At 35.8% G+C, this 23119-nt stretch carries 24 protein-coding genes; 10 read left to right on the top strand and 14 right to left on the bottom strand.

Features of this window, described 5'->3' with window-relative positions:
- Positions 1–3 precede the first annotated feature (3 nt).
- Entirely contained in the window at positions 4–2223 is a 2220-nt protein-coding gene (locus tag ABVM53_RS05825; RefSeq protein ID WP_405330405.1) for a TonB-dependent receptor, read from the top strand.
- 1 nt (position 2224) lies between these two features.
- Here ABVM53_RS05825 and ABVM53_RS05820 read toward each other — a convergent pair whose 3' ends face one another.
- From ABVM53_RS05820 to ABVM53_RS05810, 3 genes are all read right to left on the bottom strand, one after another.
- Positions 2225–4858, bottom strand: a complete 2634-nt coding sequence (locus tag ABVM53_RS05820; protein WP_405330403.1) for a hypothetical protein — start codon at positions 4856–4858, stop codon at positions 2225–2227.
- Complete coding sequence (locus ABVM53_RS05815; RefSeq protein WP_371455696.1) at positions 4839–5621, bottom strand: GLPGLI family protein; 783 nt, start codon at positions 5619–5621, stop codon at positions 4839–4841. The genes ABVM53_RS05820 and ABVM53_RS05815 overlap by 20 nt, the downstream gene beginning before the upstream one ends.
- A gap of 489 nt (positions 5622–6110) precedes the next feature.
- Positions 6111–6560: a hypothetical protein gene (locus ABVM53_RS05810; protein WP_405330401.1), complete on the bottom strand. Its 450-nt coding sequence runs from the start codon at positions 6558–6560 to the stop codon at positions 6111–6113.
- Between the two features lie 168 nt (positions 6561–6728).
- Here ABVM53_RS05810 and greA point away from each other — a divergent pair, with 168 nt between their 5' ends.
- Complete coding sequence (gene greA, locus ABVM53_RS05805) at positions 6729–7205, top strand: transcription elongation factor GreA (protein WP_371455698.1); 477 nt, start codon at positions 6729–6731, stop codon at positions 7203–7205.
- Positions 7206–7256: 51 nt separating this feature from the next.
- On the top strand, positions 7257–7646 hold the full coding sequence (locus ABVM53_RS05800; RefSeq protein WP_405330399.1) for an HIT family protein: 390 nt from the start codon (positions 7257–7259) through the stop codon (positions 7644–7646).
- Positions 7647–7700: 54 nt separating this feature from the next.
- Here ABVM53_RS05800 and ABVM53_RS05795 read toward each other — a convergent pair whose 3' ends face one another.
- Genes ABVM53_RS05795 through ABVM53_RS05785 form a run of 3 tightly spaced genes read right to left on the bottom strand, consistent with a single transcriptional unit; the run spans position 7701 to position 9826 of the window.
- Positions 7701–8054: a hypothetical protein gene (locus ABVM53_RS05795; RefSeq protein WP_128757949.1), complete on the bottom strand. Its 354-nt coding sequence runs from the start codon at positions 8052–8054 to the stop codon at positions 7701–7703.
- Positions 8055–8087: 33 nt separating this feature from the next.
- The gene (locus ABVM53_RS05790; RefSeq protein ID WP_371455700.1) at positions 8088–8675 is read right to left on the bottom strand and encodes an NUDIX domain-containing protein; all 588 of its coding nucleotides are present in this window, start codon (positions 8673–8675) and stop codon (positions 8088–8090) included.
- A complete protein-coding gene (locus tag ABVM53_RS05785; RefSeq protein ID WP_128757947.1) occupies positions 8675–9826 on the bottom strand; it encodes a PAS domain-containing sensor histidine kinase in 1152 nt (383 codons plus the stop codon). Before ABVM53_RS05785 ends, ABVM53_RS05790 begins: the two co-directional genes overlap by 1 nt.
- Before the next feature lie 181 nt (positions 9827–10007).
- Here ABVM53_RS05785 and ABVM53_RS05780 point away from each other — a divergent pair, with 181 nt between their 5' ends.
- The 3 genes from ABVM53_RS05780 (at position 10008) to aat (ending at position 12038) form a co-directional block, all read left to right on the top strand.
- Positions 10008–10889, top strand: coding sequence for a flavin reductase family protein (locus tag ABVM53_RS05780; RefSeq protein WP_371455701.1), 882 nt, complete (start codon positions 10008–10010; stop codon positions 10887–10889).
- Positions 10890–10923: 34 nt separating this feature from the next.
- Positions 10924–11304 (top strand): DUF3127 domain-containing protein, encoded by a 381-nt coding sequence (locus ABVM53_RS05775; protein WP_128757945.1) that lies wholly within the window; start codon positions 10924–10926, stop codon positions 11302–11304.
- A 95-nt stretch (positions 11305–11399) separates the two neighbouring features.
- The gene (gene aat / locus ABVM53_RS05770; RefSeq protein ID WP_371455868.1) at positions 11400–12038 is read left to right on the top strand and encodes a leucyl/phenylalanyl-tRNA--protein transferase; all 639 of its coding nucleotides are present in this window, start codon (positions 11400–11402) and stop codon (positions 12036–12038) included.
- A 1-nt stretch (position 12039) separates the two neighbouring features.
- On the opposite strand, the gene ABVM53_RS05765 is transcribed toward aat, so the two are convergent.
- The 3 genes from ABVM53_RS05765 to ABVM53_RS05755 are packed head-to-tail and all read right to left on the bottom strand — an operon-like array spanning position 12040 to position 13824.
- Positions 12040–12714, bottom strand: coding sequence for a DUF2490 domain-containing protein (locus ABVM53_RS05765; protein ID WP_371455702.1), 675 nt, complete (start codon positions 12712–12714; stop codon positions 12040–12042).
- The gene (locus tag ABVM53_RS05760; RefSeq protein WP_405330396.1) at positions 12695–13249 is read right to left on the bottom strand and encodes a hypothetical protein; all 555 of its coding nucleotides are present in this window, start codon (positions 13247–13249) and stop codon (positions 12695–12697) included. The genes ABVM53_RS05765 and ABVM53_RS05760 overlap by 20 nt, the downstream gene beginning before the upstream one ends.
- On the bottom strand, positions 13246–13824 hold the full coding sequence (locus tag ABVM53_RS05755) for a DNA-3-methyladenine glycosylase I (RefSeq protein ID WP_405330394.1): 579 nt from the start codon (positions 13822–13824) through the stop codon (positions 13246–13248). Before ABVM53_RS05755 ends, ABVM53_RS05760 begins: the two co-directional genes overlap by 4 nt.
- Positions 13825–13917: 93 nt before the next feature.
- Here ABVM53_RS05755 and ABVM53_RS05750 point away from each other — a divergent pair, with 93 nt between their 5' ends.
- Positions 13918–14556 carry a thioredoxin family protein gene (locus ABVM53_RS05750; protein WP_405330392.1) on the top strand — a complete coding sequence of 213 codons (639 nt, stop codon included), beginning with the start codon at positions 13918–13920 and terminating at the stop codon, positions 14554–14556.
- Here ABVM53_RS05750 and ABVM53_RS05745 read toward each other — a convergent pair.
- From ABVM53_RS05745 to ABVM53_RS05725, 5 genes are all read right to left on the bottom strand, one after another.
- A complete protein-coding gene (locus tag ABVM53_RS05745) occupies positions 14534–15268 on the bottom strand; it encodes a hypothetical protein (RefSeq protein ID WP_405330390.1) in 735 nt (244 codons plus the stop codon). The genes ABVM53_RS05750 and ABVM53_RS05745 overlap by 23 nt on opposite strands.
- A 71-nt stretch (positions 15269–15339) precedes the next feature.
- On the bottom strand, positions 15340–16038 hold the full coding sequence (gene truB, locus ABVM53_RS05740; protein WP_405330388.1) for a tRNA pseudouridine(55) synthase TruB: 699 nt from the start codon (positions 16036–16038) through the stop codon (positions 15340–15342).
- Positions 16039–16067: 29 nt separating this feature from the next.
- Positions 16068–16865, bottom strand: a complete 798-nt coding sequence (gene uppP, locus ABVM53_RS05735) for an undecaprenyl-diphosphatase UppP (protein WP_405330386.1) — start codon at positions 16863–16865, stop codon at positions 16068–16070.
- On the bottom strand, positions 16866–17186 hold the full coding sequence (locus ABVM53_RS05730) for a DUF3098 domain-containing protein (RefSeq protein ID WP_128757936.1): 321 nt from the start codon (positions 17184–17186) through the stop codon (positions 16866–16868).
- Positions 17187–17245: 59 nt separating this feature from the next.
- Positions 17246–18124, bottom strand: coding sequence for an ABC transporter permease (locus ABVM53_RS05725; RefSeq protein ID WP_128757935.1), 879 nt, complete (start codon positions 18122–18124; stop codon positions 17246–17248).
- Between the two features lie 143 nt (positions 18125–18267).
- Between ABVM53_RS05725 and ABVM53_RS05720 the strand changes: the two genes are divergently transcribed.
- From ABVM53_RS05720 to ABVM53_RS05710, 3 genes are all read left to right on the top strand, one after another.
- Complete coding sequence (locus tag ABVM53_RS05720) at positions 18268–19194, top strand: ketopantoate reductase family protein (RefSeq protein WP_405330384.1); 927 nt, start codon at positions 18268–18270, stop codon at positions 19192–19194.
- 97 nt (positions 19195–19291) lie between these two features.
- Positions 19292–22126, top strand: a complete 2835-nt coding sequence (leuS, locus tag ABVM53_RS05715) for a leucine--tRNA ligase (protein WP_405330382.1) — start codon at positions 19292–19294, stop codon at positions 22124–22126.
- 224 nt (positions 22127–22350) lie between these two features.
- On the top strand, positions 22351–23046 hold the full coding sequence (locus ABVM53_RS05710; RefSeq protein WP_405330380.1) for a zinc metallopeptidase: 696 nt from the start codon (positions 22351–22353) through the stop codon (positions 23044–23046).
- Positions 23047–23119 lie beyond the last annotated feature (73 nt).

The raw sequence follows: 23119 nt of genomic DNA, 5'->3' as shown, positions 1-23119 counted from the left end.
CGAATGAAAACTCTTTTATTTGCGTGCATTGCTTCCGTAACAACTTTAGGAACATTTGCACAAAAAACACCATCAGACACTACAAGTGTCAATACCTTAAATGAAGTACTGGTAAAATCTGTGCGTGTAAACGCAGATTCTCCTATTACCTTCAGCAACCTTTCTAAAGCCGAAATTAACGAGCGAAATTTAGGTCAGGATCTTCCTATTTTACTTAATTATTTGCCTAGCGTAGTTACAACATCAGATGCGGGTGCCGGTGTGGGTTATACCGGTTTTCGTGTTCGGGGAACTGGAAATCAAGGCATCAACGTTACTATAAATGGAATTCCATATAATGATTCTGAAAGCTTGACAACATTCTTTGTTAATCTTCAGGATTTTAGCAGCTCTGTGCAGAGTTTACAGTTACAGCGTGGTGTGGGAACTTCTACAAATGGAGCCGGTGCTTTTGGAGCAAGTTTAAATATACTTACTGAAGCAATAGACAACAAAGCATACGCCGAAGTTAGTGCTTCAGGAGGATCATTTAATACTCGTAGAGCTAATGTAAAATTTGGGACAGGATTAATTAATGAGCACTATAGTTTTTCAGGAAGATTATCAACGATAAAATCTGATGGGTATGTTGATCGCGCCAGCTCTGATTTAAAATCCTATTATTTACAAGGAGGATATCGCGATGAGAATACCTTGATTAAGGTAATTGGATTTGGTGGAGAAGAAGTTACCTACCAGTCGTGGAATGGTATTGATGCGCAAACGCTAGATACGAATAGAACGTTTAATCCTATAGGCTTTCAGTATGATGATGCTGGCAATCTGCAAGGCTTCTATGAGAATCAGGTAGATAATTACAAGCAAGATCATGTGCAGATATTGTGGAATCAAAAATATGGAAAAGGCTGGTCAACAAATCTCAGTTTAAACTACACATTTGGCCGAGGTTTTTTTGAAGAATATGTTGACTCCTGGTATTATGCAAATGTGAACTTTAGCAATGATGCTACTTTTGATTTTATAGGCTGGGAGCCTTATGAAGTTGAGGGTTCTTTACTAACCGATACCGATTTAGTACGTCGTCGCTGGTTAGATAACAGATATTATGTCGCAAACTTTACAACCAATTATCAAAATGAAAAAGTCGATTTTGATGCCGGGGTTTTTGGAAGTATATATACGGGTGATCACTATGGAGAAATCACGTGGGCTCGCTATTTTTCACAAACTGAAGAGCCGGGATATCGTTATTATTTTGGGACAGCAGATAAGAATGAGTTTACCACATTTGCTAAGGCTACGTGGCGTATAGACGATACCTGGAGTGTTTTTGGAGATTTACAAGGTCGTTTTGTAAGTTATGAAACATCTGGTCTCAATGACGATCGGGAGGATTTTGTAATTGATAAAAATTATTCATTTTTTAATCCTAAAGCAGGCTTAACTGTTACTCTTGATGCCTCAAATAAGGTTTATGCCTCTTATGCGCGGGCAAACCGGGAACCTAATCGTACCGATTTTGAAAACGGAAATCCAGTTGCAGAAAGCCTCAATGATTTTGAATTAGGCTATCGATTTACTAAGGAGCGAGCTCGTATTTATGCAAACCTGTATTATATGGATTATCGTGATCAGCTAGTATTAACAGGAGCAATTGATGATGTGGGCGCTCCTATACGTCAAAACAGTGGGTCAAGTTATCGTCTGGGATTAGAGGTAGAGGCTGCTGTAGAGCTTGTGCCGGGTATGCTGGCGATGTCTCCAAATATTGCTTTAAGCACAAATAAAAACAGAGATTTTGTTTTTGAGAGAGATGGAGTTTTACAAAATTTAGGCAATACAACAATTTCTTTCTCTCCGGAAATCGTTGCAGGAAATCGATTAGACTTTTATCCTATTCAAAATTTAAGATTATCCCTTCTTTCAAAATTTGTAGGAGAACAGTATTTGGGAAATATTGATGCAGCAAGTTCTAAACTTGATAGCTATTTTGTAAATGACTTCAATATACAATATGACCTGCAAAATATAGGATTTGCAAAATCAATCACATTAACAGCATTAGTGAATAATATTTTTAGTGAAGAGTATGTTTCAAACGGATATTTCTTTACTTATGATGATGACTTTACAAATCCAGGTACAGTAACTACTATTGAAGGTGCCGGTTATTATCCGCAGGCAAAAATTAATTTCTTAGTGGGAGCGACGGTGAGATTTTAAGTTAAAACAATTGATACGAGTAGGATATTAAAAAATTAAAAGGAATAATATTTTCAATGTAGGTGCTTTGACCGAGCTCAGTGACAGTGGTTCTGGTGAATCTATTCTGATTAGATAAATTGTTGAAGCTAGCATTTAACGTGTATTTTTTATCATATGGTCTAAATTCTAACGAACTATTTAAAATAATTATCAAATCTGTTCCATTATCTAAGTCAGGGATTATACCTTTCGCATTAAATCGTACTTTGATTTGTTTTATTGGGTTGTAATTAATGTCTAATTTGTTTTCTACGAAGCGTACTATAGTTAAGTTATTGACACTTTTATTATTAGAAACCCCAAATGTAAAAGAGGTTCCAAAATTTACCTTTCCTGTAAAAGAACTTTGGTAATCCAGTTTAGTGAGATAACTATTTAACTTATTCTCTTGCACAACACCAGATATACGATTATCATAGATAAAATTGACGTAATCAAATCTTACTGAAAATTTAGAAAACCAATCAAAAAATAACTTATCTGCAACTAGTGTCGTATTAAATAACTGGTTGCTTTTATTAGAAATGACTAAAACAGTGTTCAGACTATTATTAGTAACATCCGTTGATGATATAAAAGGATTAAAGCGCGTTTTATGATTTGCAGAGGCTCGTAATCCCAATCCTCGAATAGGATAGTAATATTTAAAGTTCAAGCTTATATTTTGTGTGTTTAGTAAGATGGGAGATCTGTCCTTATACGATGTCGTATAATATATGCTTCGGAATATAGGTGTAGGATTTAGTTTAACGAGGTCTAATGGCTTTTGATTAAAGGAATACGAAGCTTCTAAACTTGATTTTTCATTAAAATAATAACTCATTGAAAATGTTGGGTCAAAGCTAAATTTTTTCAAATCACCCGATAGTGTGGTTAAGTCTCTAAAGTATATAGAGTTATTAGCTCCTAGATTTAGTTTTCCGAAAGATTTTAAATAACTTGTATTGAGACTTATATAGTTATTTACAGCGTCATTAAAATAGGGCAGTAGTGTATAATCTGTCGTCTGCAAAAATGTTTTAAGGTTTTGCAAAATATGACCTACGCTTAAACTCTGGCTAAAATTAAAGGTGCTACCCTTTGTAAGAAATTCTAGTTTACCCAAACTACCTCTTTGAGTTTGAGCGAGCCCTTGTTTTAGAATTGTAGCTCCAGAAGTTAATTGTGTGCCATCTGAATATGTATTTCTTTCAACGATCTCCTTATAAATAAACTCTCCCTTAAGTTGCAGTGCAGATTTATCATTTAACTTATGGGTGTAGTTTAAAATGTGATTTGTAAGTATTTCTTCATCAGCATATGTCAATTCACTATCACGAGCCTGATTTAGTTCAAAATTAGAAAAATAGAAATTTTTTAACCTTGAAAAGTTTACTATGTAATTTAGATTGGATTTTTTATTGATTTCGCTTAGAAGCTCTGCTGTAATATCAAAAAGACTAGGGTTTAGATTGAGGCTATTGTTTTGAACAAAGTTATATAAGGTATCATCAAGAACAAAGGCTTCCGCTAGCTGGTTACTTGTAGATAGCTGATCCTTATAGCTGTTGAAGTTTAATTTTAAGTTTTGCTTATTGGATAATTTTAGTGAAGTATTAGTGTTAGCCCAAAACTGCTTATTTCTTATTACATATTTTGCATCAAGATCAGAGGCATTAAGACTTTTTGGGGTCAATGGTGCTATTGGATTTATTGTTGCCCCACTTAGTTCTGCACTGATTTTGGATGAGCTTGCAAAGTCAAGGTTAGAATTGTTTTGACCTGAATTATTAAAGTTTAGTATCGAAAAATTTTTAACTTTCTTAGAAACCGTTAGACTATTTAGATCAAAAAGGTGTCTTGATTTAAAACCTATTCCTGCAAGACCATATAGTGAAAACGAAATTTTCTTGTCTTTTAATTTAAGATTTATTGCAACAGCATCTGTTTGCTCAATATTTTTTAATAATGGATTTTTTGAGTAGCGCTCTATGGCTTCAATTGATTCTACTATTTCAGCAGATATATTTTTTGTTCCAATGCTATAATTACTAGAGAATAAATCATCATTTTCCAGTAATAAAGCCGTGACATCTTTTCCTTTAAATTTTAATTTTCCAGATTCTAAAACTTCTATGCCCGGAAGTTTTGCTAATATGTCTATTACCTTTTTTTCTGAACCGTCTAAGAATTTATCCAGTTTGTATGTAGTTGTATCCTTCCTCATACGTATTCCCCGGTCTTTAGAGATAAGTTTAACCTCTTCTAAAGTCGTAACACTTTTAGCCATTTTGATACTCAAAAATCTGGAGACTTCTTGATTTGAAATAGGTATTTCTACTGTTTCATATCCTAAAGAAATAACTTTTAGACCTAATTCATGATTTTGTGAATTTTCTTTGAAAATCAGTTTAAAATGACCCTTATTATCAGAGGAGGTAAAAGCCATAGCCTCATTTTGGGTTTTATCATAGAGCGTAATTGAAACATAAGGTAATACAACTCCATTTTCCTCTTCAACAATACCTTCTATAGTAAGAGTGTGTTGAGTGTAAGAATATGGAATAAATATAAAGGTAAACAGCAGGAAAAAATTAATTTTTATTAAGGTCATAAACCTCTATGTTTTCACTAAAATCTGTAGTGATTTTACCATTATATTTATTTTCAATAAGTTCTTTTTTTGTTTGAAAAATTCTTTTAGCTTTTTCAATTATCTCATCCCAGTTAGAAGTTTTTTCTCCTTTAAATGGATTTTCTATAGAAAGATCTTCATTTGTAATGCTCAATTCATAAGCTTTATAATGTGTTCTGTTATCTTGATCTACAGCTTCTAAAATAAGTCCCGGAAGACCATTTAATTTCCAAGGGCCATCCCTAAAAGGCACATCATAAGTAAAATAAACCTTGTAATTACGACCCCTAAAATTTGTAGTTGCCGCGTGGCACATATAATTGAGTATTTTTTTTGTTTCTCCCGGTATAAGTATCCACTTAAACAGATCTAGACTGTCTTTTAAAATAGATTTTTTCTGGTAGTTAATGTTTGAATAGCAATAAATATTACGGCTTTTAAAATCTTTATAAAGTGGTATTTCAGCATCTAATTTTACACCAGTATATTGGTCATTATCATTTAAACTTACTGTACCTGGAGCAAATTCTTTTTTATAATTAGTATATATTGATTCAGTAGGAGTAGCGACTAGAGTTGCTTTGGTTGTCATTTGCTCTTCCAGAGAATAGTATGAATCAGTATAATCGTAGGAGACTTTAAGTACTGGATTGTTTTGAGAATAGCAGGTTAGAGAACTAATAAATCCTAAGAAATAAATAGTGATTTGTGACATTCTCTTTGATAAAATAATTATGGCCATTTGGTTTAGTGTTTAATTAAAACTCCAACCTAGCCATGGAGTCACGAGCTGCAGTGTAAGTTGAAGACTCACAACAGTAGTTGGTTCCGCCCTCTGCGTAAATACATTAGACAAATCCATCTTCAGTAGTGTATTAAAAATCACGCGAATCTGAGTTTTTTCAGTAGCGAAGCTCATGGACATTGCCAATACTAATGGTATAAATAATAATTATTTCTTGAAATTATAAAAAAATTAAATTCAAAAATATTTCTCATTAGTTAAAAAAAAAGTTAAATATAAGGTTAACTTTCTGACTGGTAAATTTTTAGATTTGTTATTCTCATTTTATTTGGTTGCCAAATTTCAAATTCCAGTTTATCACCCAGAAGATTCACTGAATATGGTGAAAGTGCAACAGAAATCGCTTAATAATTTTTAAATGAGTAATGATCCGGTTTGGATAAAACCGGATTATAAATAAAATGTAGAATCTTACTGAATCTCTTTTTAATTAGAAACAATAATGTTGTTTCCGCTTTGCGAAACACGGTATTCTATTAGAGTATAGGGTAATTGCTTACTTAAATCCTGACCTGTATATAATGTATACTCATTTCCTTCGCATGAACATGCTGCTTCTACTCCATTCAGCGCCATTGCCGAGCAATCATTTGGTACGTGATTGGGATCTGTAGCTTCCCAGGCACGTATTCCAGAGCCGGTATTAATTACAAAAATACCACGTACGCCGGCATTAGATACGTAGATCGCATTTCCCGGAAATTGCAAAACACTATACTCGGGGAAATTTGTGTTTAGATTAATTGAAAAAGAGATAGGATTGACATTAGGATTTGTAGTTCGATTGTCGTCTGTACTACAAGAAAATAAAAGTGCGCAGAAGATACAAGCAGCAATACAATTTCCTGCTAATTTTAGTGAATGAGTAATTGTCAATTTATAAGATTTTAAAAGTAAGAATTAATAAATTCGTATATTAGCAACACATAATCCCGTTTTTGATGGGATTTTTTGTGTTTATAGCTCTGCGAACGAATTAAGGCTGCAAAAGGCTAATGATAAAACGAAGATACGCAGATTACATTGTATTTAATAAATGAAGTTATGAGTAAGGTAGCATACTATACAGCAGAAGGATTAAAGAAATTAAGAGACGAACTTAACCAGTTAAAAGATGTTGAGCGTCCTAAATCTTCTCAAGCTATTGCCGAGGCAAGAGATAAGGGTGATTTAAGTGAGAATGCAGAATATGATGCAGCTAAAGAAGCACAAGGAATGTTAGAAATGCGTATTTCTAAAATGGAAGAAATAGTTGCTAATGCACGTATTATAGATGAATCTCAGTTAGATACTTCTAAAGTGCTCGTTCATTCTACGGTTAAAATCAAAAACCAGGTTAACGGCAGTGAAATGAAATATAAACTTGTAGCTCAAAGTGAAGCAGATCTAAAAACGGGTAAAATTTCGGTAGACTCTCCTATAGGCAAAGGATTATTAGGGAAGCAAGTAGGCGATGTAGCAGAAATAAGCGTACCTAATGGAACGGTTAAGTTTGATATTGTTGAAATTACAAGAGACTAAATTCCATTATAAGGCTTTAATAAAATTGAAAAAGTAATTTAAATAATAACGATGGCATCTGTTTTCACTAAAATAATAAATCGCGAAATTCCTGGTCATATCGTAGCAGAAGACGATAAGCACATAGCAATTCTAGATGTTAATCCTAATGCAAAAGGTCACACACTTAGCATTCCTAAGAAAGAAGTAAACAAACTATTTGATCTTGACCAGGATGACTATCTACAGCTAATGAGTTTTAGTAGAAAAGTGGCAATCGCACTCGAGAAAGTTATTGACTGCAAGCGTATAGGGGTATCAGTAATAGGCCTTGAAGTGCCACATGTCCACGTGCATTTAATACCACTAACAACTATGGAAGATGCCCGATTTATAGAGAAAAAATCATTTACCAGCGATGAGTTTAAAGAATTGGCTGCTAAAATAAATGCCGCCTTATAATTTAATATGTATCCAATAAAGTTATAAGCCTCGAATTTACTTCGGGGCTTTTTTTTATTGTTGTTGTAAACTATAAATAGCAAAAGCGGCACCTGCAATAGCAAGAGTAATACCTACAAAAAGACCTACTGCAAGTGGTTTAAAACGAGTATAAGTTTGCGGGCTTCCCATTCGTTTTAGATTGTACAAATAAACTCGATCAATCTCATCTGTCCAGAGTGCAGGATAGATAACAGTCTCGCAGTGACTGCAATTAAGTTCTCCTTTAATCTCTTTTGTGGCTTTGCTTACCATTTTAGTTTCTACAATTTTGTTAGAAAAACTAAACACAAGGCCATCTTGGGCAAAACATTTAGGACAATTGTTACGTATTTTGGACTCCCCAAATTTAACGTACGAAGTAGGCATAATTCATCTGTTGATTGATGCCGCTAAATTAAATTATTTAGCTAGATCCACCAGATTAATTTGTGCATATTGAAGAAGCATAATAGTTTTTGCATCTTTAATGGCTCCTGTTTCTAATAGTTTAAGAGCGTCTTGAAACTGGTATTCAAGAACTTCTATATTTTCAGTTTCATCAGAAGCGCCGCCGCCTTCTGATACTTTTTGTTTTTCAGAATATTCAGCTATAAAGAAGTGCAAAATTTCGGTCACAGATCCTGGAGACATATAGGATTCAAATATTTTTGTAGCGTTAGCTAGTTTATAACCGGTTTCTTCTTCTATTTCTTTAAGAATAGCAGTTTTAGGATCATTTTCATCGAGCAGGCCTGCGCATGCCTCTATCATCATTCCGTCCTTATTCTTATTTAAATATGTGGGCATTCTAAATTGACGCGTAAGAATAATAGTCTTTCGCTTTAAATTATAAAGTAGTACTACCGCTCCATTTCCTCGGTCGTAAGCTTCCCGAGATTGTTTTTCCCATACTTGATCATTGCTGAGGTATTCAAAATCTACTTTATGAAGTGTATACCAGTTGTCTGATAATACAGAAACCTTCATATTTCTTATGCGATCATTCATTAATCTACTAGTTTGAGAGCTATTTGAAATGTCGTTCCTTTATTTATCTCACTATGTAAAACGCGTACCTGCCCATCGTGATATTCTTCAATAATACGTTTTGTGAGTGATAAGCCAAGACCCCAACCTCGTTTTTTTGTAGTATAGCCGGGTTCAAATATAGTTGAGAAATTCATTTTAGGTATTCCTTTTCCAGTATCCTTAATTAGGATTTTAGCATAGCGCGTATCTCTTTTTAACGTTAGTTTCAAAGCTCCTTTTCCTTTCATTGCATCGATAGCATTTTTGACAAGGTTTTCTATACTCCAGGCAAAAAGTTCTTTATTAAGCATAACATACAGCTCTCCTTGTGGGACATCTATGTCAAAATCGATAAGTTTTGAACTGCGTTTTGACAAATATTCAAATGCCTCCTGTGTTTCTAAAATGATATTGGTGCGTTCTAATTTTGGAATACTCCCTATTTTAGAAAATCTACCGGTAATTGTCTCCAGTCGCGAGATGTCCTTATTTATTTCTACAAGGTATTCTGGATTTACATTTTCACTCTTCAAAATCTCAGTCCATCCTACTAGGGATGATAAGGGAGTTCCTATTTGATGAGCCGTTTCTTTAGCCATTCCTGCCCATACTAAATTTTGTTCTGAAGCCTTTGAAGTTGCGTAGAAGAAATAAATTAAGGCAATAAAGAGAATAACAATAATTACCAGGACAATGGGGAAGTATTTCAATTGGTTTATAACCGGAGAATGGCCATAATAGGCATACTGCAAATCACCGCCTGTAATATCAATGCGTATAGGTTCATTTTCAGCAGCCATTTCCATCAACAACTCTTGAGACTTTACAGCATCTTTTAAAACCGACTCTGCGATATTAATGCTGTTTACAATACTGTCCTGATCATCGGTTATAATAATAGGAATGTATTGATTCTTAGAATTGATTTTTTGACTAAGCGCATAATACTGATTTATATCTTCGGTATTAAAAGCTTCCATAGAAGAGGCCCAGATTTGCATACGATCTCGTTCTGATTGCTTAAGCTGATCAAAAAACAAAGAAACATTCCACAAAATAAGGGCGGTTATGACAACCGCAGCAAATATGATAAACCAGCGTGAAAAGCGCTGATCTGGATTAAAGGTCATACTATTATTGTCTTAAAAAGGGTAAAAAATTATACGCAACGGCCATCTGCAAATCTTAGATTTTTTAACCAATTATCATTAGTCTTTAACTAATAGACTTAATTAAATATAATGCATTTCTAACGCAATTATTGTAATCAAAACGGTTTTAAGTATACGGCTGTATGCCTACCTTTGCAAAATGAGCAAAGAATTTGTTACAATTGATCCTGCAGAGACAGATAATGCCAGCGTTTATGGTATTTTATCTGGAGCAATAGGTCCGCGCCCTATAGCATTTGCAAGTACTCTCGACGCAGAGGGAAAGCCTAATCTGGCGCCGTATAGTTTTTTTAATGTATTTAGTTCTAATCCTCCTGTGGTCGTGTTTTCGCCAGTGCGAAGAGGCAGAGATAACACTACTAAGCATACATTAGAAAATATCATAGCTACGGGTGAGGTTGTAATTAACAGTGTGAGTTATGCGATGGTGCAACAAATGTCGCTTACCAGCACAGATTATGATGCAGGTGTAGATGAGTTTGTTAAAGGCGGTTTTACAAAGGAAGCCTCTGAATTTGTAAAACCGTACAGAGTCAAAGAGGCTCCGGTTCAGTTTGAATGTAAGGTAAAGGAAGTTGTCGCCTTGGGTACAGAAGGTGGCGCAGGAAATTTAGTGATTTGTGAAATTGTAAAAATACATTTGCAGAAGGCGATTTTAAATGCAGACAATTCTATAAATGAACATAAATTAGATCTTGTTGCCCGTATGGGAAGCAACTGGTACACCCGAGCAATTGATGGTATGTTTGAAGTACCAAAACCTTTGCGTAATTTAGGTGTGGGTGTAGATCAAATACCAGAAGAATTTCGTTTAAGTACTATTCTTACGGGTAATGATCTCGGAAAACTGGGGAACGTTGAGCGTGTTCCTTCTAAAGAAGAAATTAATGCATTTTTAGAACAAGATGATGCATTAAAACTGCTTGTAGAGCGTAAAGACACAAATGCACTACATTCAAAAATACAAGATTTAATTAATCAAGATAATACAGGTGATGCATGGAAATTAATTTTAGCCTAAATTGTAGAGGCTTTTATAATACTAAATAACAACGATGGAAGTACAGGGAAAAGTAAAAATGGTAGGCGATACGCAAACGTTTGGAAGCAATGGCTTTAGAAAGCGTGAAATTGTAGTAACCACAGAAGAGCAGTATCCACAACATATTATGGTTGAGTTTGTTCAAGACAAGACAGACTTACTAGATAGCTACAAACCAGGTCAAAATGTGAAAATAAGCATTAACCTACGTGGTCGTGAATGGGTAAACCCACAGGGTGAAACAAAATACTTTAATAGTATACAAGGATGGAGAATCGAAAATCTTGAAGGTTCTTCTCCAAGTGGAGCAGGAATGCCTCCTGTACCACCGGCAGATCAATTTGAACCAGCATCTAATTTTGATGATGACGATCATGATGATTTACCATTTTAATAGATTTAAAAATTTTAAACACCCCCTGCAATTTTAAAATTGCAGGGGGTGTTTTTTTTAGCGTATAACTTCTTTCAAACTTAATACTTAGCATCATCGTTTATATTAATGAACATCAGCCTTTTCCAGATTACTCGTATGCCGATGATGACGGGTTGCTGGCAGTAGGAGCAGACCTCTCTGTAAACCGACTATTAGATGCCTATTCTAAAGGAATTTTCCCATGGTATAATGATGGGCAGCCTGTTTTATGGTGGTCACCAGATCCTCGAATGGTTCTTAAGCCCCAACAGATTTACATCTCAAAATCTATGCGTAAGGTTTTAAGATCTAATTTATTTGAGGTTACTTATAATACAGCATTTATAGATGTCATGCTTAACTGTAAACGTATTAAACGCGAGGGGCAAGCAGGTACCTGGATAACTAATGAAATGTTAGAGGCCTATCAAAAACTTCATCTTCTAGGTGTTGCAGAGTCTGTTGAGGTCTGGCAAAATGATCAACTTGTAGGTGGTTTATATGGTTTAAATCTTAAAGAAAAGCGTGTTTTTTGTGGAGAGAGTATGTTTGCTAAAGTGAGTAATGCCAGCAAAATTGCACTTATCAGTCTTGCTCAAAAATTAGAATTGCTCAATTATAAATTAATCGACTGCCAGGTTTACACAGAACATCTGGATAGTATGGGCGCGTCAGAAATAAGTAGAGCAGAATTTCTTAACTATCTACAATAATCTATAAATCTATTTTAGCAGCAGTGTAAATAAACACTCTGTTTGAGGCTTCTGAAGTGTAATCTTCTTTTCTATATTCTAAAGAAAACTGAATTTTTAAAGCCGAATTTAATTTTGTCCCTATAGTAGCCATCAAACGTTGATTAAATTCTGGAGATTCTTGTGCATTTAGTGTGTAGAGTGTTTCTATCGAGATCGCAGAATAAAATTCGCCTTCATCTAATGTTAAACCTTGAAGCGGAAAATCGAGTCCCAATCTATAGCGTAACCTATAAGCTGTTTCTTTTGAGAAAAATCGTTCTTCTACGCGTACACGATGTCCTAAGCGATACTGGTTGTAGGATTTAGCATAAGCATATTGTTGGGTAAGGCGTATTTCGTCACTACGTTGCTCATCAAATAATTCTCTCGATCTGTACCGGAGCCCTAAACTTAGATTTCCATAAAAACCGCTTTGATATGTTGTAAAGTGAGTTAGCTCTACATGATCTGCTTTCAACGAATTTTTAATAGGTAAATAGTTTCGGTTTGTAACTTCAAAATTATAACTCCATCGAGTTTCATTCTTGAAATTCAAAGAAACTTCATGTTGACTTAAATACTGTGTGTCTTGTGCAAATAAGCTTAACGGAAAGAGTAATGTAAGTAGTAAGTATCTAAAATAATAAAAAGTCATAAGATTGTCTAACTGCAATGCGTAGGTTTAAAAACTCCCCTTTTGTATCAAACGTCATTTCAAAGCGCTCTAGTTTATTCGATTTGTTTTTTGTGGCAACTATAAGTTCCCAAGCGTCTGGATTTTGATAAGGTTTTGTTTCTAATGAATTTAATTTTTGATATTGAGCTTGAATTTTTTCGATTTTAAAATGCTCGTAATTTGCGTTCAAGTGATTTTCTATAACGGTCATTACCTCCTTAGATTTTATCTTACGAATTTCAACTTCTATATCTTGTAGTTTTCCTTCCTCAGAAAATTCTACACTGTATTTATTTTTCCCGGATTTAAATTTTGATTCAAAACTCGTTTTTGATCCGTCGTTTTCTAGATAATGCTTTAATCGTTTTTTAGCTACAGGTATTTTTTTTAAAATTGATAATGCCTCTTTGGGCATTTGACTTTCATTTATCCGTTCTTCATATTCTCTTTTTTTTTCTTGTGCTTGGAGAGAGATACAAAAACAAATTGCGATTATAAGAAGTTTCGATTTCAAGGTGTCGAAGTTTTAATTTCATCATATCTAAAACAGCTTAACTCGTGATCATTTACCATACCCGTAGCCTGCATAAAAGCATAAATAACCGTTGAACCGGTAAATTTAAACCCTCGCTTTTTTAAATCTTTAGATAAAGCATCACTTATAGGTGTGGTAGCTGGAGCCTGTTTATAATTTTCTACTGCATTTTGAATAGGAGTACCGCCTACAAAGTTCCAAATATATGTAGAGAACGAACCAAATTCTTTTTGAATTTTAATAAACGACTGTGCATTAGTTACAGTAGCCATTATTTTTAATTTATTTCTAATAATTCCGGGGTTGGCACGCAATGATTCTAACTTATCCTCATTATAATTTGAAATTATTTTATAATCAAAATTATCTAAAGCTTCTCGGAAGTTTTCGCGCTTGCGTAATATCGTAATCCAACTTAAACCTGCCTGAAAAGTTTCTAATATTAAGAATTCAAATAGAGTAGCATCATCATAAACAGGTACTCCCCACTCGGTATCGTGATAATGTTCATATAAAGTATCTCCTACACACCAGCCACATTTATGAATAGTCATAACTAATATTTTGTGTCTTAAAGATAGGGATTATTAGAAATCTGGCGCAGTGGTAAGGTGTAAGTAAAAATAATTTTTACCGACTTTTTATTGATGAAATCCACAGCTATTGAAATTCAGGAATTTGCAAAACAAGCCTTTGATAATGCGATGACGTATGCAGATTATCGAGTGCTCGTTGCAAAACATGCAGCCTCATTTACAAGTACTGGCCATACACAAACAGAGGCTTTATCTAATTATACCGTTCTTAATGATAAGCGTATGAAACGGTGGGATAAAACCCTTCGGTTTACCGAAGAACAGGAAGTCGAAATTAAAAATCTCGACAGACCCTTAAACTGGTTATTACTTACTGAAAGTTGGTGTGGAGATGCACCTCCAGCAGTTGCTGTTATGAATCGTATTGCCGAATTGCAACCTGCTATCACATTAAAGATTATTTTGAGAGATGATAATCCGCAATTAATGGATGCTTTTTTAACTAATGGTTCTAAGTCAATTCCTAAACTTATTATTCAGGATTCGATAACTCAGGAAATTCTTACTTCTTGGGGTTCACGATCTGCAGCCGCTCAACAACTAGTTGATGGTCACAAAGCTCAATATGGTGAAATCAAGCCTTCTTTTAAAGAAGAATTGCAAATGTGGTATAACAACGATAAGGGAAAATCTGTAGTTGCAGAACTACTTATCTTATTAAAAGCTCTTAACCTTGAAACTCAAAGGTAATTGTACCTAATTGTGAAGTGCGTTTGCTGTCGTTAAACAAAGCTTGTTGCGCATACTCTAAAGCTTGATCCAGTAGACAACCATTAGTGGTAGTTGAGGCTGCTTTGTTATAGTAAGCTCTGGTAACACTGCCTAGATTTGATACTTCGATATTTATAACAACTTTCCCGGTTGCATCACACGTATATACCGGATTAGGTATTTTTATAGCATTTCGCTCATTCAGGTTATAGGAGACTGTGCTTCTTCTATAGCTTGATGTATTTACTTTAGAAACTTGTTTTGAGGTCGTGCTTTCTCCTGCAGATTGTTTTTCTTTTCTTCTCTGTTTTAATAAGGCGATACGCTGTTGATAATCAGGAAAAGCTTCATCATCACCATCATTATCTTCTGAAGGATCTGCTGTTTGAGAATCGGTTTTTAGAGCATTGTCAACTTGATTCTGCTGACTAAAAAACCGGTTTGCCTCACGTACTAATCGGTTGCTGCTCTGTGCTTGATTAGTCATTTTCTGATTTAGCTGTTCGGCTTCTTCGGGCTCTTGAAGTTCTTCTGTTTCTACCGGTAATTCTTCAATAATAGGAATAGGAATAAACTCTTCAATTTGTGAAGAATCATAAGGCTTAACACTCAAAAAGAAAAATACCAAGACAAAGATACTAGCACCTGTGAAGGTGATTAACATAGCTTTATCTTCTGGGGATAGTCTCATAAATATAAAAATACAAAAATGTAATTTCTAGTGCTGTTAAACAGAACGATAGAACTAGCTACTAATTGTGTTTATATGCGGGCACTTAATGCAGACTCAAATTCTTCAAGTGTAATCGCATCATCCACTTTATAATCACCTATTTGTGTGCGGCGTAGAGCAGATAAGTGCGCACCGCTATCTAGCGCTTTTCCAAAATCATTTGCTAGAGATCGTATGTAGGTACCTTTACTACAACGTACTTCAAAATCTACTTCAGGGAGTGCAATACGTGTTATTTTGAATGAAGAAATATGTACTTTACGTGTAGGTATTTCTACTTCTTCTCCTGCACGGGCAAACTCATAAAGGCGTTTACCTTCCTTTTTTAAAGCGGAAAAAACTGGCGGTTTTTGCTGAATGCTTCCTGTAAATTTTTCGGTAGTTGCGTGAATTAAATCTTCAGTAATATGTGAAGTAGAAAAGGTAGCATCTACTGAAGTTTCCAAGTCATATGAAGGAGTCGTGCTGCCCAGCACAAAAGTTCCTGTATATTCCTTTTCCTGCCCCATAAATTCTTCAATACGTTTTGTGAATTTACCGGTGCAAATAATAAGTAAGCCTGTAGCAAGCGGATCTAAAGTGCCCGCGTGACCTACCTTTATTTTTTTAATGTTGTAAGTTTTCCGTATGAGCCAGCGAGCCTTATTTACCAGCTGAAACGAGGTCCAGTTAAGTGGTTTGTCAAAAAGTAAAACCTGCCCTTCTTTAAACTCTTCTTCTGTGTGCATACTAAGACTGTTGTTGTAGAAACTAATTCCTATAGATTATAATATCCAAAACCTACAGCGATAATTCCTACCAGTAGACAGTAGACAGCAAACCAAGAGAGTTTGCTCTTTTTTACAAGTTTTATCATCCAGGTACAAGCGATTAAACCACTTATAAATGCAGCAATAAAGCCTATTAAAAGAGGCGTGAAATTACCGGATGTTGTAGTGATTTCACCACCTAAAAGATCTTTGGCTATTTTTCCAAAAATTAAAGGAACCACCATTAAAAAAGAAAATCGTGCAGCTTTGCTTTTATCATTTCCTAATAATACCGAAGTTGAAATAGTAGCTCCGCTACGAGAAATACCAGGTAGCATGGCTATAGCTTGTGCCACACCTATCGTAAATGCGTTACTAAAACTCACCGGTTTTTGTGTGTCTTTTGCTTTATCTGCAAGCCATAAAAGTAGAGCGGTAACAATAAGCATCATCCCTACAAGAAAGATATTCCCGTTAAACAAAGATTCTAATTGTTCCTCAAAAAACAAACCAATTACAACGGCCGGGATCATTGATAATATAATCTTTACGGCAAATTGCGATTCCTCATTCCATTTAAATTGAAACAGGCCTTTTACAATTTCAAAAATATCTTTTCTAAAAACGACAAGTGTACTTAATGCAGTCGCAAAATGAAGTACTACGGTAAATAAAAGACTTTCTTCGGGTAACGTACTGTCTCCTAAAATAGCCTTACCCAGTTCGAGATGACCACTTGATGATACCGGTAAAAATTCGGTAAGTCCTTGAATTATACCAAGTATTATAGCGTCTATTATATCCATTTACTTTGTATGCTTGTCCTTAGGAAAAGTTTCTGATACTTCATCTTGTGTAGTTGATGAAGAGGCATCCGGGTTGAGTAATATGGCATAAACCTCAATTCCAAAACCTATAAGTACTAATGCTGGAGCCAGACGTATACGTCTCCAGTTATAAATTTCAGGATTAAAAACGTTAGGGTCGTCACTTCCTCCACCAGACATTAGTATAAAACCTAGTGCAATAACACCAAGTCCTATAAGCATAACCTGATAATTTTTTTTCTTAAAAATAAAACTACTGCGGTGCAGTTCGTTTCTTTTTTTTCGTTTTTGTTCTCCCATTTCTCGTAAAGAGTTAAATGTTATATGTTAAAAGAGATTACTCTCTTAATATTCAAATTTTAATAATACAGTTCGTCTGTTCTTAAATTCAGGAAGCGCTGTGTAGCTAAAAAAGTACTAAACCATGTAATTACTACGCTGGCGACAAATACCCCTACAAATAGAATAGCTAAAATCATTTTATCGCGCAGGAGTTCAAGTTCGGGGAATGTTTCATTTAGATAATACAAAACAGCGGCCATTCCCGCTAATGCAATTATAGCGCCTACCATTCCCAGTTTCATACTTAGCCAGATAAAAGGTCTGCGTATAAAACCTTTTGTTGCTCCTACCATTTGCATGGTTTTAATTGTAAACCGTTTAGAATAAACGGATAGTCTAATAGCACTATTTATAAGCAAAACGGCAATTAGCGTAAAAACGCCACTTATGATTATTATCCAGAGGCTAATTTTTTTGATATTGTCATTGAGTAATGAGATTAATGGCTGGTCATAATTCACCTCTTCCACAAAATCTTTAGTCATCAATTCATCAGCGATTTCTTTTACCTGAGCGGCAGAAACAAAGTCTGCTTTCATATACACATCTATAGAATTTTGAAGTGGGTTGTACCCTAGAAAATCCATAAAATTCTCACCTATCTCTTTGCTGTGTTCTTCTGCAGCTTCTTCTTTAGAAACAAATTGTGTAGATTTTGTGTAGTCTGCAAGTGCTAATGTCTTTTCGAGCTGCTTCATTTCAACATCCTTGGCGTCGTCTTTTAAATAAACGGTAAGTGCAATTTGCTCCTTAAAGTGATCTGCAACTTTCTTAGAGTTGAGCACTAATAGACCTAATAAACCCAATAAAAAAAGCACCAAAGCAATACTTAAAACCACCGAGAAATACGATGATATCAATCTGCGGCGCTGAAACTTTTCAAAAGATGACGACATGAGGCTTACTAAAATTTTGCGTAAAAATACTAAAGTTCGTGCTTCTTAAACGCACCCTTTCTGCATTTTGTATTTTTAGTTTGTCTTTTTCGGTTTATAGATGTACCGAAGCAGATAATGAACATAAAATAAACTAGAAAAAGATGAATATTCTTATATACGGTATAGGTGGTGTAGGCGGCTATTTTGGCGGAAAACTTACGCAAACAAGTCATAATATAACCTTTATTGCACGTGGCGCACATTTAAAAGCAATACAGGAAAAAGGCTTAGAAATAAATAGCTTTAAAGGCGACTTTACTGCGGTTCCAGATCTTGCGACAGATGATTTAAATGAAATACCTACTCCAGATCTTATAATTCTTGGTGTAAAATCGTGGCAGGTGCGTGATACGATTACAAAACTGAAACCCTATGTTAAACCAGAAACTGTGTTTTTACCATTGCAAAATGGTGCTGCAAATGCCGAAATGATCCTAGAGGTGATTCCTAACGCATCGGTTCTGGGAGGTTTGTGTCGTATCGTTAGTTTTATAGACGGCCCAGGCAAAATAAAACATCCTCATTTTGAACCCAGTATTATTTTTGGAGAACTAGACGGTAGAATGACAGACCGGGCTAAAAAAATTCTTGAAGTTTTTAATGAAGTGAATGATATCAACGTAAAATTGGTCGATAACATTCAAGTAGAAATATGGAAAAAGTTCTTATTCATTTGTACGATAAGTGGTCTTGGCGGTTTGGTACGTGTGCCTATGGGTAAAATTCGATCGAGCGATTATCTTTTCAATATGATGAAAGACACCGCTCAGGAAATTTTTAAACTAGCAAAGGCTAAAGGCATTAACCTTACCGAGGCGCATATGCAATCTGTCTTTGAAGCCATACAAAACCAGGGAGCAGACGTTACTGCTTCTACGCAGCGTGATATTATGGAAGGCAAACCCAGCGAACTAGATAACTTCAACGGGTATATCGTACGCGAAGGGAAGCGTCTGGGCATGTCTGTTCCTGTAAATGAGTTGATCTACGAGTGCCTCAAACCTATGGAAAAAGAAGCACGATCCTAGCTTTATAGCTTTCGCGAAAGCAAAACATCAAATCCCTTTAAAATTGTAAATTTGCCGCCTATTATAACGCGCTAAGTGCGCAACGTAACACACGGCAATGAACTACGATTTTAACGCGATTGAAGAAAAATGGCAAAAGCACTGGAAAGATAACGGTACTTTTGAAGCTCAAAATAACAGCGACAAGCCTAAATATTATGTGCTTGATATGTTTCCCTATCCTTCGGGAGCAGGATTACACGTGGGCCACCCATTAGGGTATATCGCCAGTGATATTTATGCGCGTTATAAGCGCCATCAAGGTTTTAATGTGTTGCATCCTCAGGGTTATGATTCGTTTGGTTTGCCTGCAGAACAGTATGCAATTCAAACCGGCCAGCACCCTGCTATTACTACCGAAACTAATATTGCACGCTACCGCGAGCAATTAGATAAAATAGGTTTTTCTTTTGACTGGAGTCGTGAAGTGCGTACTTCTGAGCCTGAGTATTACCGCTGGACGCAATGGATTTTTATTCAGCTTTTTGAAAGTTGGTATAATAAAGAAAGCAATAAAGCAGAACACATAGATACACTTACCGCAAAGTTTGAATTAGCAGGTAATGCCGAAGTTCAAGCGGTATGCGATGAAAATATTGAAGCATTTACTGCTGAAGAGTGGAAAAATGCTTCTGCAAAAGCGAAACAAGAAATCCTTTTAAAATACCGCTTAACCTACCTTGCAGAAACCGAAGTAAACTGGTGTCCTGCATTGGGAACGGTTTTAGCAAACGATGAGATTGTAAACGGTGTTTCAGAACGTGGTGGGCATCCTGTGGTGCGTAAAAAAATGACGCAGTGGAGTATGCGTATTAGTGCGTATGCACAGCGTTTACTAGACGGCTTGCAAGATATAGACTGGCCACAACCGCTTAAAGATTCTCAAACTAACTGGATTGGGCGTTCTAAGGGAGCTTCAGTCCAGTTCGCTGTCAAAGACAGCGATAAAAGTATTTCTGTATTCACCACCCGTCCTGATACTATTTTTGGAGTAACATTTATGACACTTGCTCCAGAACTAGATTTGGTTCAGGAGATAACCACTCCAGAGCAAAAAGCAGAAGTTGATGCGTATATAGCAGCAACTGCAAAACGCAGTGAGCGCGAGCGTATGGCCGATGTAAAAACCATTTCGGGAGCATTTACCGGCGCATATGCAGAGCACCCACTTACAAAAGAGTCTATCCAGATCTGGATAGGAGATTATGTGCTTGCCGGTTATGGTACAGGGGCTGTAATGGCAGTTCCTTGTGGTGATCAGCGGGATTGGGATTTTGCAAAACATTTCAATATTCCTATTAAAAATATATTTGATGGGGTTGATATTAGTGAGCAGGCATACGCCGAAAAAGACAATACGCCACTTAAAGATTCAGATTTCTTAAACGGACTGTCTTACAAACAAGCGCTTCCTAAGGCGATTGAAGCACTCGAAGAATTAAAGCAAGGTCAAGGTAAGATTAACTACCGTTTACGTGATGCGGTATTTAGTCGCCAGCGCTATTGGGGAGAACCGTTCCCAACCTATTATGTTGACGGAATGCCACAAATGATCGCTGCTGAGCATTTACCTATTCGGTTACCTGAAGTTGAAAAATACTTACCCACCGAAGAAGGCGAACCGCCATTAGGCCGTGCCGATATTTGGGCTTGGGATACTGAAAAGTTTACCGTTGTTAGTAACGAATTAGTAGATCATAAAACTATTTTTCCGTTAGAGTTAAACACCATGCCGGGTTGGGCAGGCTCAAGCTGGTATTTCTTCAGGTATATGGAAAAAGCTTTGCGCGATGAGACATTTGCTTCAAAAGAAGCGATGGACTACTGGCAGAATGTAGACTTGTACATAGGCGGAAGCGAACACGCAACCGGTCATTTATTATACAGCCGCTTCTGGGTTAAGTTTTTAAAAGATCGTGGTTTTGCATCGGTCGAAGAGCCTTTTAAAAAGCTTATTAATCAGGGGATGATTTTAGGAACCAGTGCTTTTGTGTATCGTGTAGATGGAGAAAATAAATTTGTGTCAAGTACAAATAAAAATTCATTTAACGTTCAGCCTATTCACGCTCCTGTAGAGTTTGTAAATGCTTCAGATGAGTTAGATGTTGAAGCTTTTAAAAATTGGAGACCCGAATTTCAAGATGCCGAATTTATTCTAGAAAACAGAGTTTATAAAGTAGGTCGCGAAGTAGAAAAAATGTCTAAGTCTAAATACAACGTGGTGAATCCCGATACTATTTGTGAGGAGTATGGCGCAGATACGTTGCGTATGTATGAGATGTTTTTAGGTCCGTTAGAGCAAGCAAAACCCTGGAACACTGCCGGAATCACCGGAGTGCATAATTTCCTCAAAAAACTGTGGAAGCTATATCACAAAGTTGATGCTTCGGGTAATTTAGGGGATTTTGTAGTTTCAGAAGAATCTGCTTCTAAAGAGGCGATGAAAGTTCTACACAAGACCATAAAAAAGGCGCAGGAAGATATTGAGAACTTCAGTTTTAATACATCTGTTTCTACATTTATGATTGCGGTTAACGAACTTTCCGCATTAAAATGCAACAATAGAGAAGTGCTGGAGCCGCTGGCCATTTTGATTTCGCCTTATGCGCCACATATCGCAGAAGAGTTGTGGAGTTTATTAGGGCATGATAAGTCGATAGCTACCGCAGCATTTCCTGAATTTGACGCAAAACATTTAATAGAAAGTAGTAAAGAATATCCAATTTCCTTTAACGGGAAAATGCGTTTTACAATGGAACTTCCGCTAGACCTATCTAAAGAAGAAATTGAAAAGGCAGTACGAGCACATGAGAAAACTCAAGAGTATCTGGGTGGTCACGAACCTAAAAAGGTAATTATCGTACCCGGTAAGATTATTAACTTTGTAGGATAGATTTTATAGGAATGAGAGTAGTAATTCGAAGATATAGTCTGCAGTAAATCAAGTCAGACATTTGGTACTTTATGGTTTCAAATCGAGTGTAGTGGATATATTTTTGTTATAATTACTATTAACTTAATTACATTTAAGTATTAATAAGCCAAAACGACAGCTTTCGTTTTGGCTTATTTTTTGCTATTTAATCAGTAGTTTTATACTACTTAAAATTTAAAGTTATGATGGGATATTATATTCTCATAGGTGCAATTGCATTGGTGAGTTGGTTAGTGAGTAATAAATTAAAGAGCAAGTTTAAAGAATACTCGCAGATACATTTACAAAATGGAATGAGTGGAGCAGAGATTGCTCGTAAAATGCTTAGCGATAATGGGATTCACGATGTGAAAGTTATTTCTGTGCAAGGACAGCTAACAGATCATTACAATCCTGCAAATAAAACGGTTAATTTAAGTGAGGCAGTTTATAATCAACGTAATGCAGCGGCAGCGGCCGTAGCGGCGCACGAGTGTGGTCACGCGCTGCAACATGCACAAGCTTACAGTTGGTTAACCATGCGATCCACATTAGTGCCGGTTGTAAGTGTAGCTTCTCGTATGTCTATGTTTGTAATTATAGGAGGTTTTGTGTTGATGTCGATTATAAGTAGTGGAGTGGGCTTTACAGTTGCTGTAATAGGTCTAGGTTTATTTGCAATGGGAACTTTATTTGCTTTCATCACATTACCGGTAGAATATGATGCAAGTAGTCGTGCATTAGCGTGGTTAGAATCATCTAATATGTTGACAAGCCAGGAACACGACGGGGCTAAAGATTCTTTGAAGTGGGCTGCACGTACCTATGTGGTGGCAGCAATAGGATCGTTAGCAACCTTATTGTATTTCGCACTACAGGTTTTTGGCGGAAGAAGATAATGCTTAGCGCACCTTAATAAAGGTAAGGCAAAAAAAAGCCGCAAGCAGATTGTTCTGTTTGCGGCTTTTTTAT

The organism is Leeuwenhoekiella sp. LLG6367-2.1, from assembly GCF_045055775.1.
GTDB lineage: Bacteria > Bacteroidota > Bacteroidia > Flavobacteriales > Flavobacteriaceae > Leeuwenhoekiella > Leeuwenhoekiella aequorea.
This window is presented reverse-complemented; position numbering and strand designations above follow the sequence as displayed.

Bases quoted from the DNA above. Each gene is read 5' to 3' on its own strand.
- ABVM53_RS05825 (WP_405330405.1), top strand. From the start codon at position 4: ATGAAAACTCTTTTATTTGCGTGCATTGCTTCCGTAACAACTTTAGGA.
- ABVM53_RS05820 (WP_405330403.1), bottom strand. From the start codon at position 4,858: ATGACCTTAATAAAAATTAATTTTTTCCTGCTGTTTACCTTTATATTT.
- ABVM53_RS05815 (WP_371455696.1), bottom strand. From the start codon at position 5,621: ATGGCCATAATTATTTTATCAAAGAGAATGTCACAAATCACTATTTAT.
- greA (WP_371455698.1), top strand. From the start codon at position 6,729: ATGAGTAAGGTAGCATACTATACAGCAGAAGGATTAAAGAAATTAAGA.
- ABVM53_RS05800 (WP_405330399.1), top strand. From the start codon at position 7,257: ATGGCATCTGTTTTCACTAAAATAATAAATCGCGAAATTCCTGGTCAT.
- ABVM53_RS05795 (WP_128757949.1), bottom strand. From the start codon at position 8,054: ATGCCTACTTCGTACGTTAAATTTGGGGAGTCCAAAATACGTAACAAT.
- ABVM53_RS05790 (WP_371455700.1), bottom strand. From the start codon at position 8,675: ATGAATGATCGCATAAGAAATATGAAGGTTTCTGTATTATCAGACAAC.
- ABVM53_RS05785 (WP_128757947.1), bottom strand. From the start codon at position 9,826: ATGACCTTTAATCCAGATCAGCGCTTTTCACGCTGGTTTATCATATTT.
- ABVM53_RS05780 (WP_371455701.1), top strand. From the start codon at position 10,008: ATGAGCAAAGAATTTGTTACAATTGATCCTGCAGAGACAGATAATGCC.
- ABVM53_RS05775 (WP_128757945.1), top strand. From the start codon at position 10,924: ATGGAAGTACAGGGAAAAGTAAAAATGGTAGGCGATACGCAAACGTTT.
- ABVM53_RS05765 (WP_371455702.1), bottom strand. From the start codon at position 12,714: ATGACTTTTTATTATTTTAGATACTTACTACTTACATTACTCTTTCCG.
- ABVM53_RS05755 (WP_405330394.1), bottom strand. From the start codon at position 13,824: ATGACTATTCATAAATGTGGCTGGTGTGTAGGAGATACTTTATATGAA.
- ABVM53_RS05750 (WP_405330392.1), top strand. From the start codon at position 13,918: ATGAAATCCACAGCTATTGAAATTCAGGAATTTGCAAAACAAGCCTTT.
- ABVM53_RS05745 (WP_405330390.1), bottom strand. From the start codon at position 15,268: ATGAGACTATCCCCAGAAGATAAAGCTATGTTAATCACCTTCACAGGT.
- truB (WP_405330388.1), bottom strand. From the start codon at position 16,038: ATGCACACAGAAGAAGAGTTTAAAGAAGGGCAGGTTTTACTTTTTGAC.
- uppP (WP_405330386.1), bottom strand. From the start codon at position 16,865: ATGGATATAATAGACGCTATAATACTTGGTATAATTCAAGGACTTACC.
- ABVM53_RS05730 (WP_128757936.1), bottom strand. From the start codon at position 17,186: ATGGGAGAACAAAAACGAAAAAAAAGAAACGAACTGCACCGCAGTAGT.
- ABVM53_RS05725 (WP_128757935.1), bottom strand. From the start codon at position 18,124: ATGTCGTCATCTTTTGAAAAGTTTCAGCGCCGCAGATTGATATCATCG.
- ABVM53_RS05720 (WP_405330384.1), top strand. From the start codon at position 18,268: ATGAATATTCTTATATACGGTATAGGTGGTGTAGGCGGCTATTTTGGC.
- leuS (WP_405330382.1), top strand. From the start codon at position 19,292: ATGAACTACGATTTTAACGCGATTGAAGAAAAATGGCAAAAGCACTGG.
- ABVM53_RS05710 (WP_405330380.1), top strand. From the start codon at position 22,351: ATGATGGGATATTATATTCTCATAGGTGCAATTGCATTGGTGAGTTGG.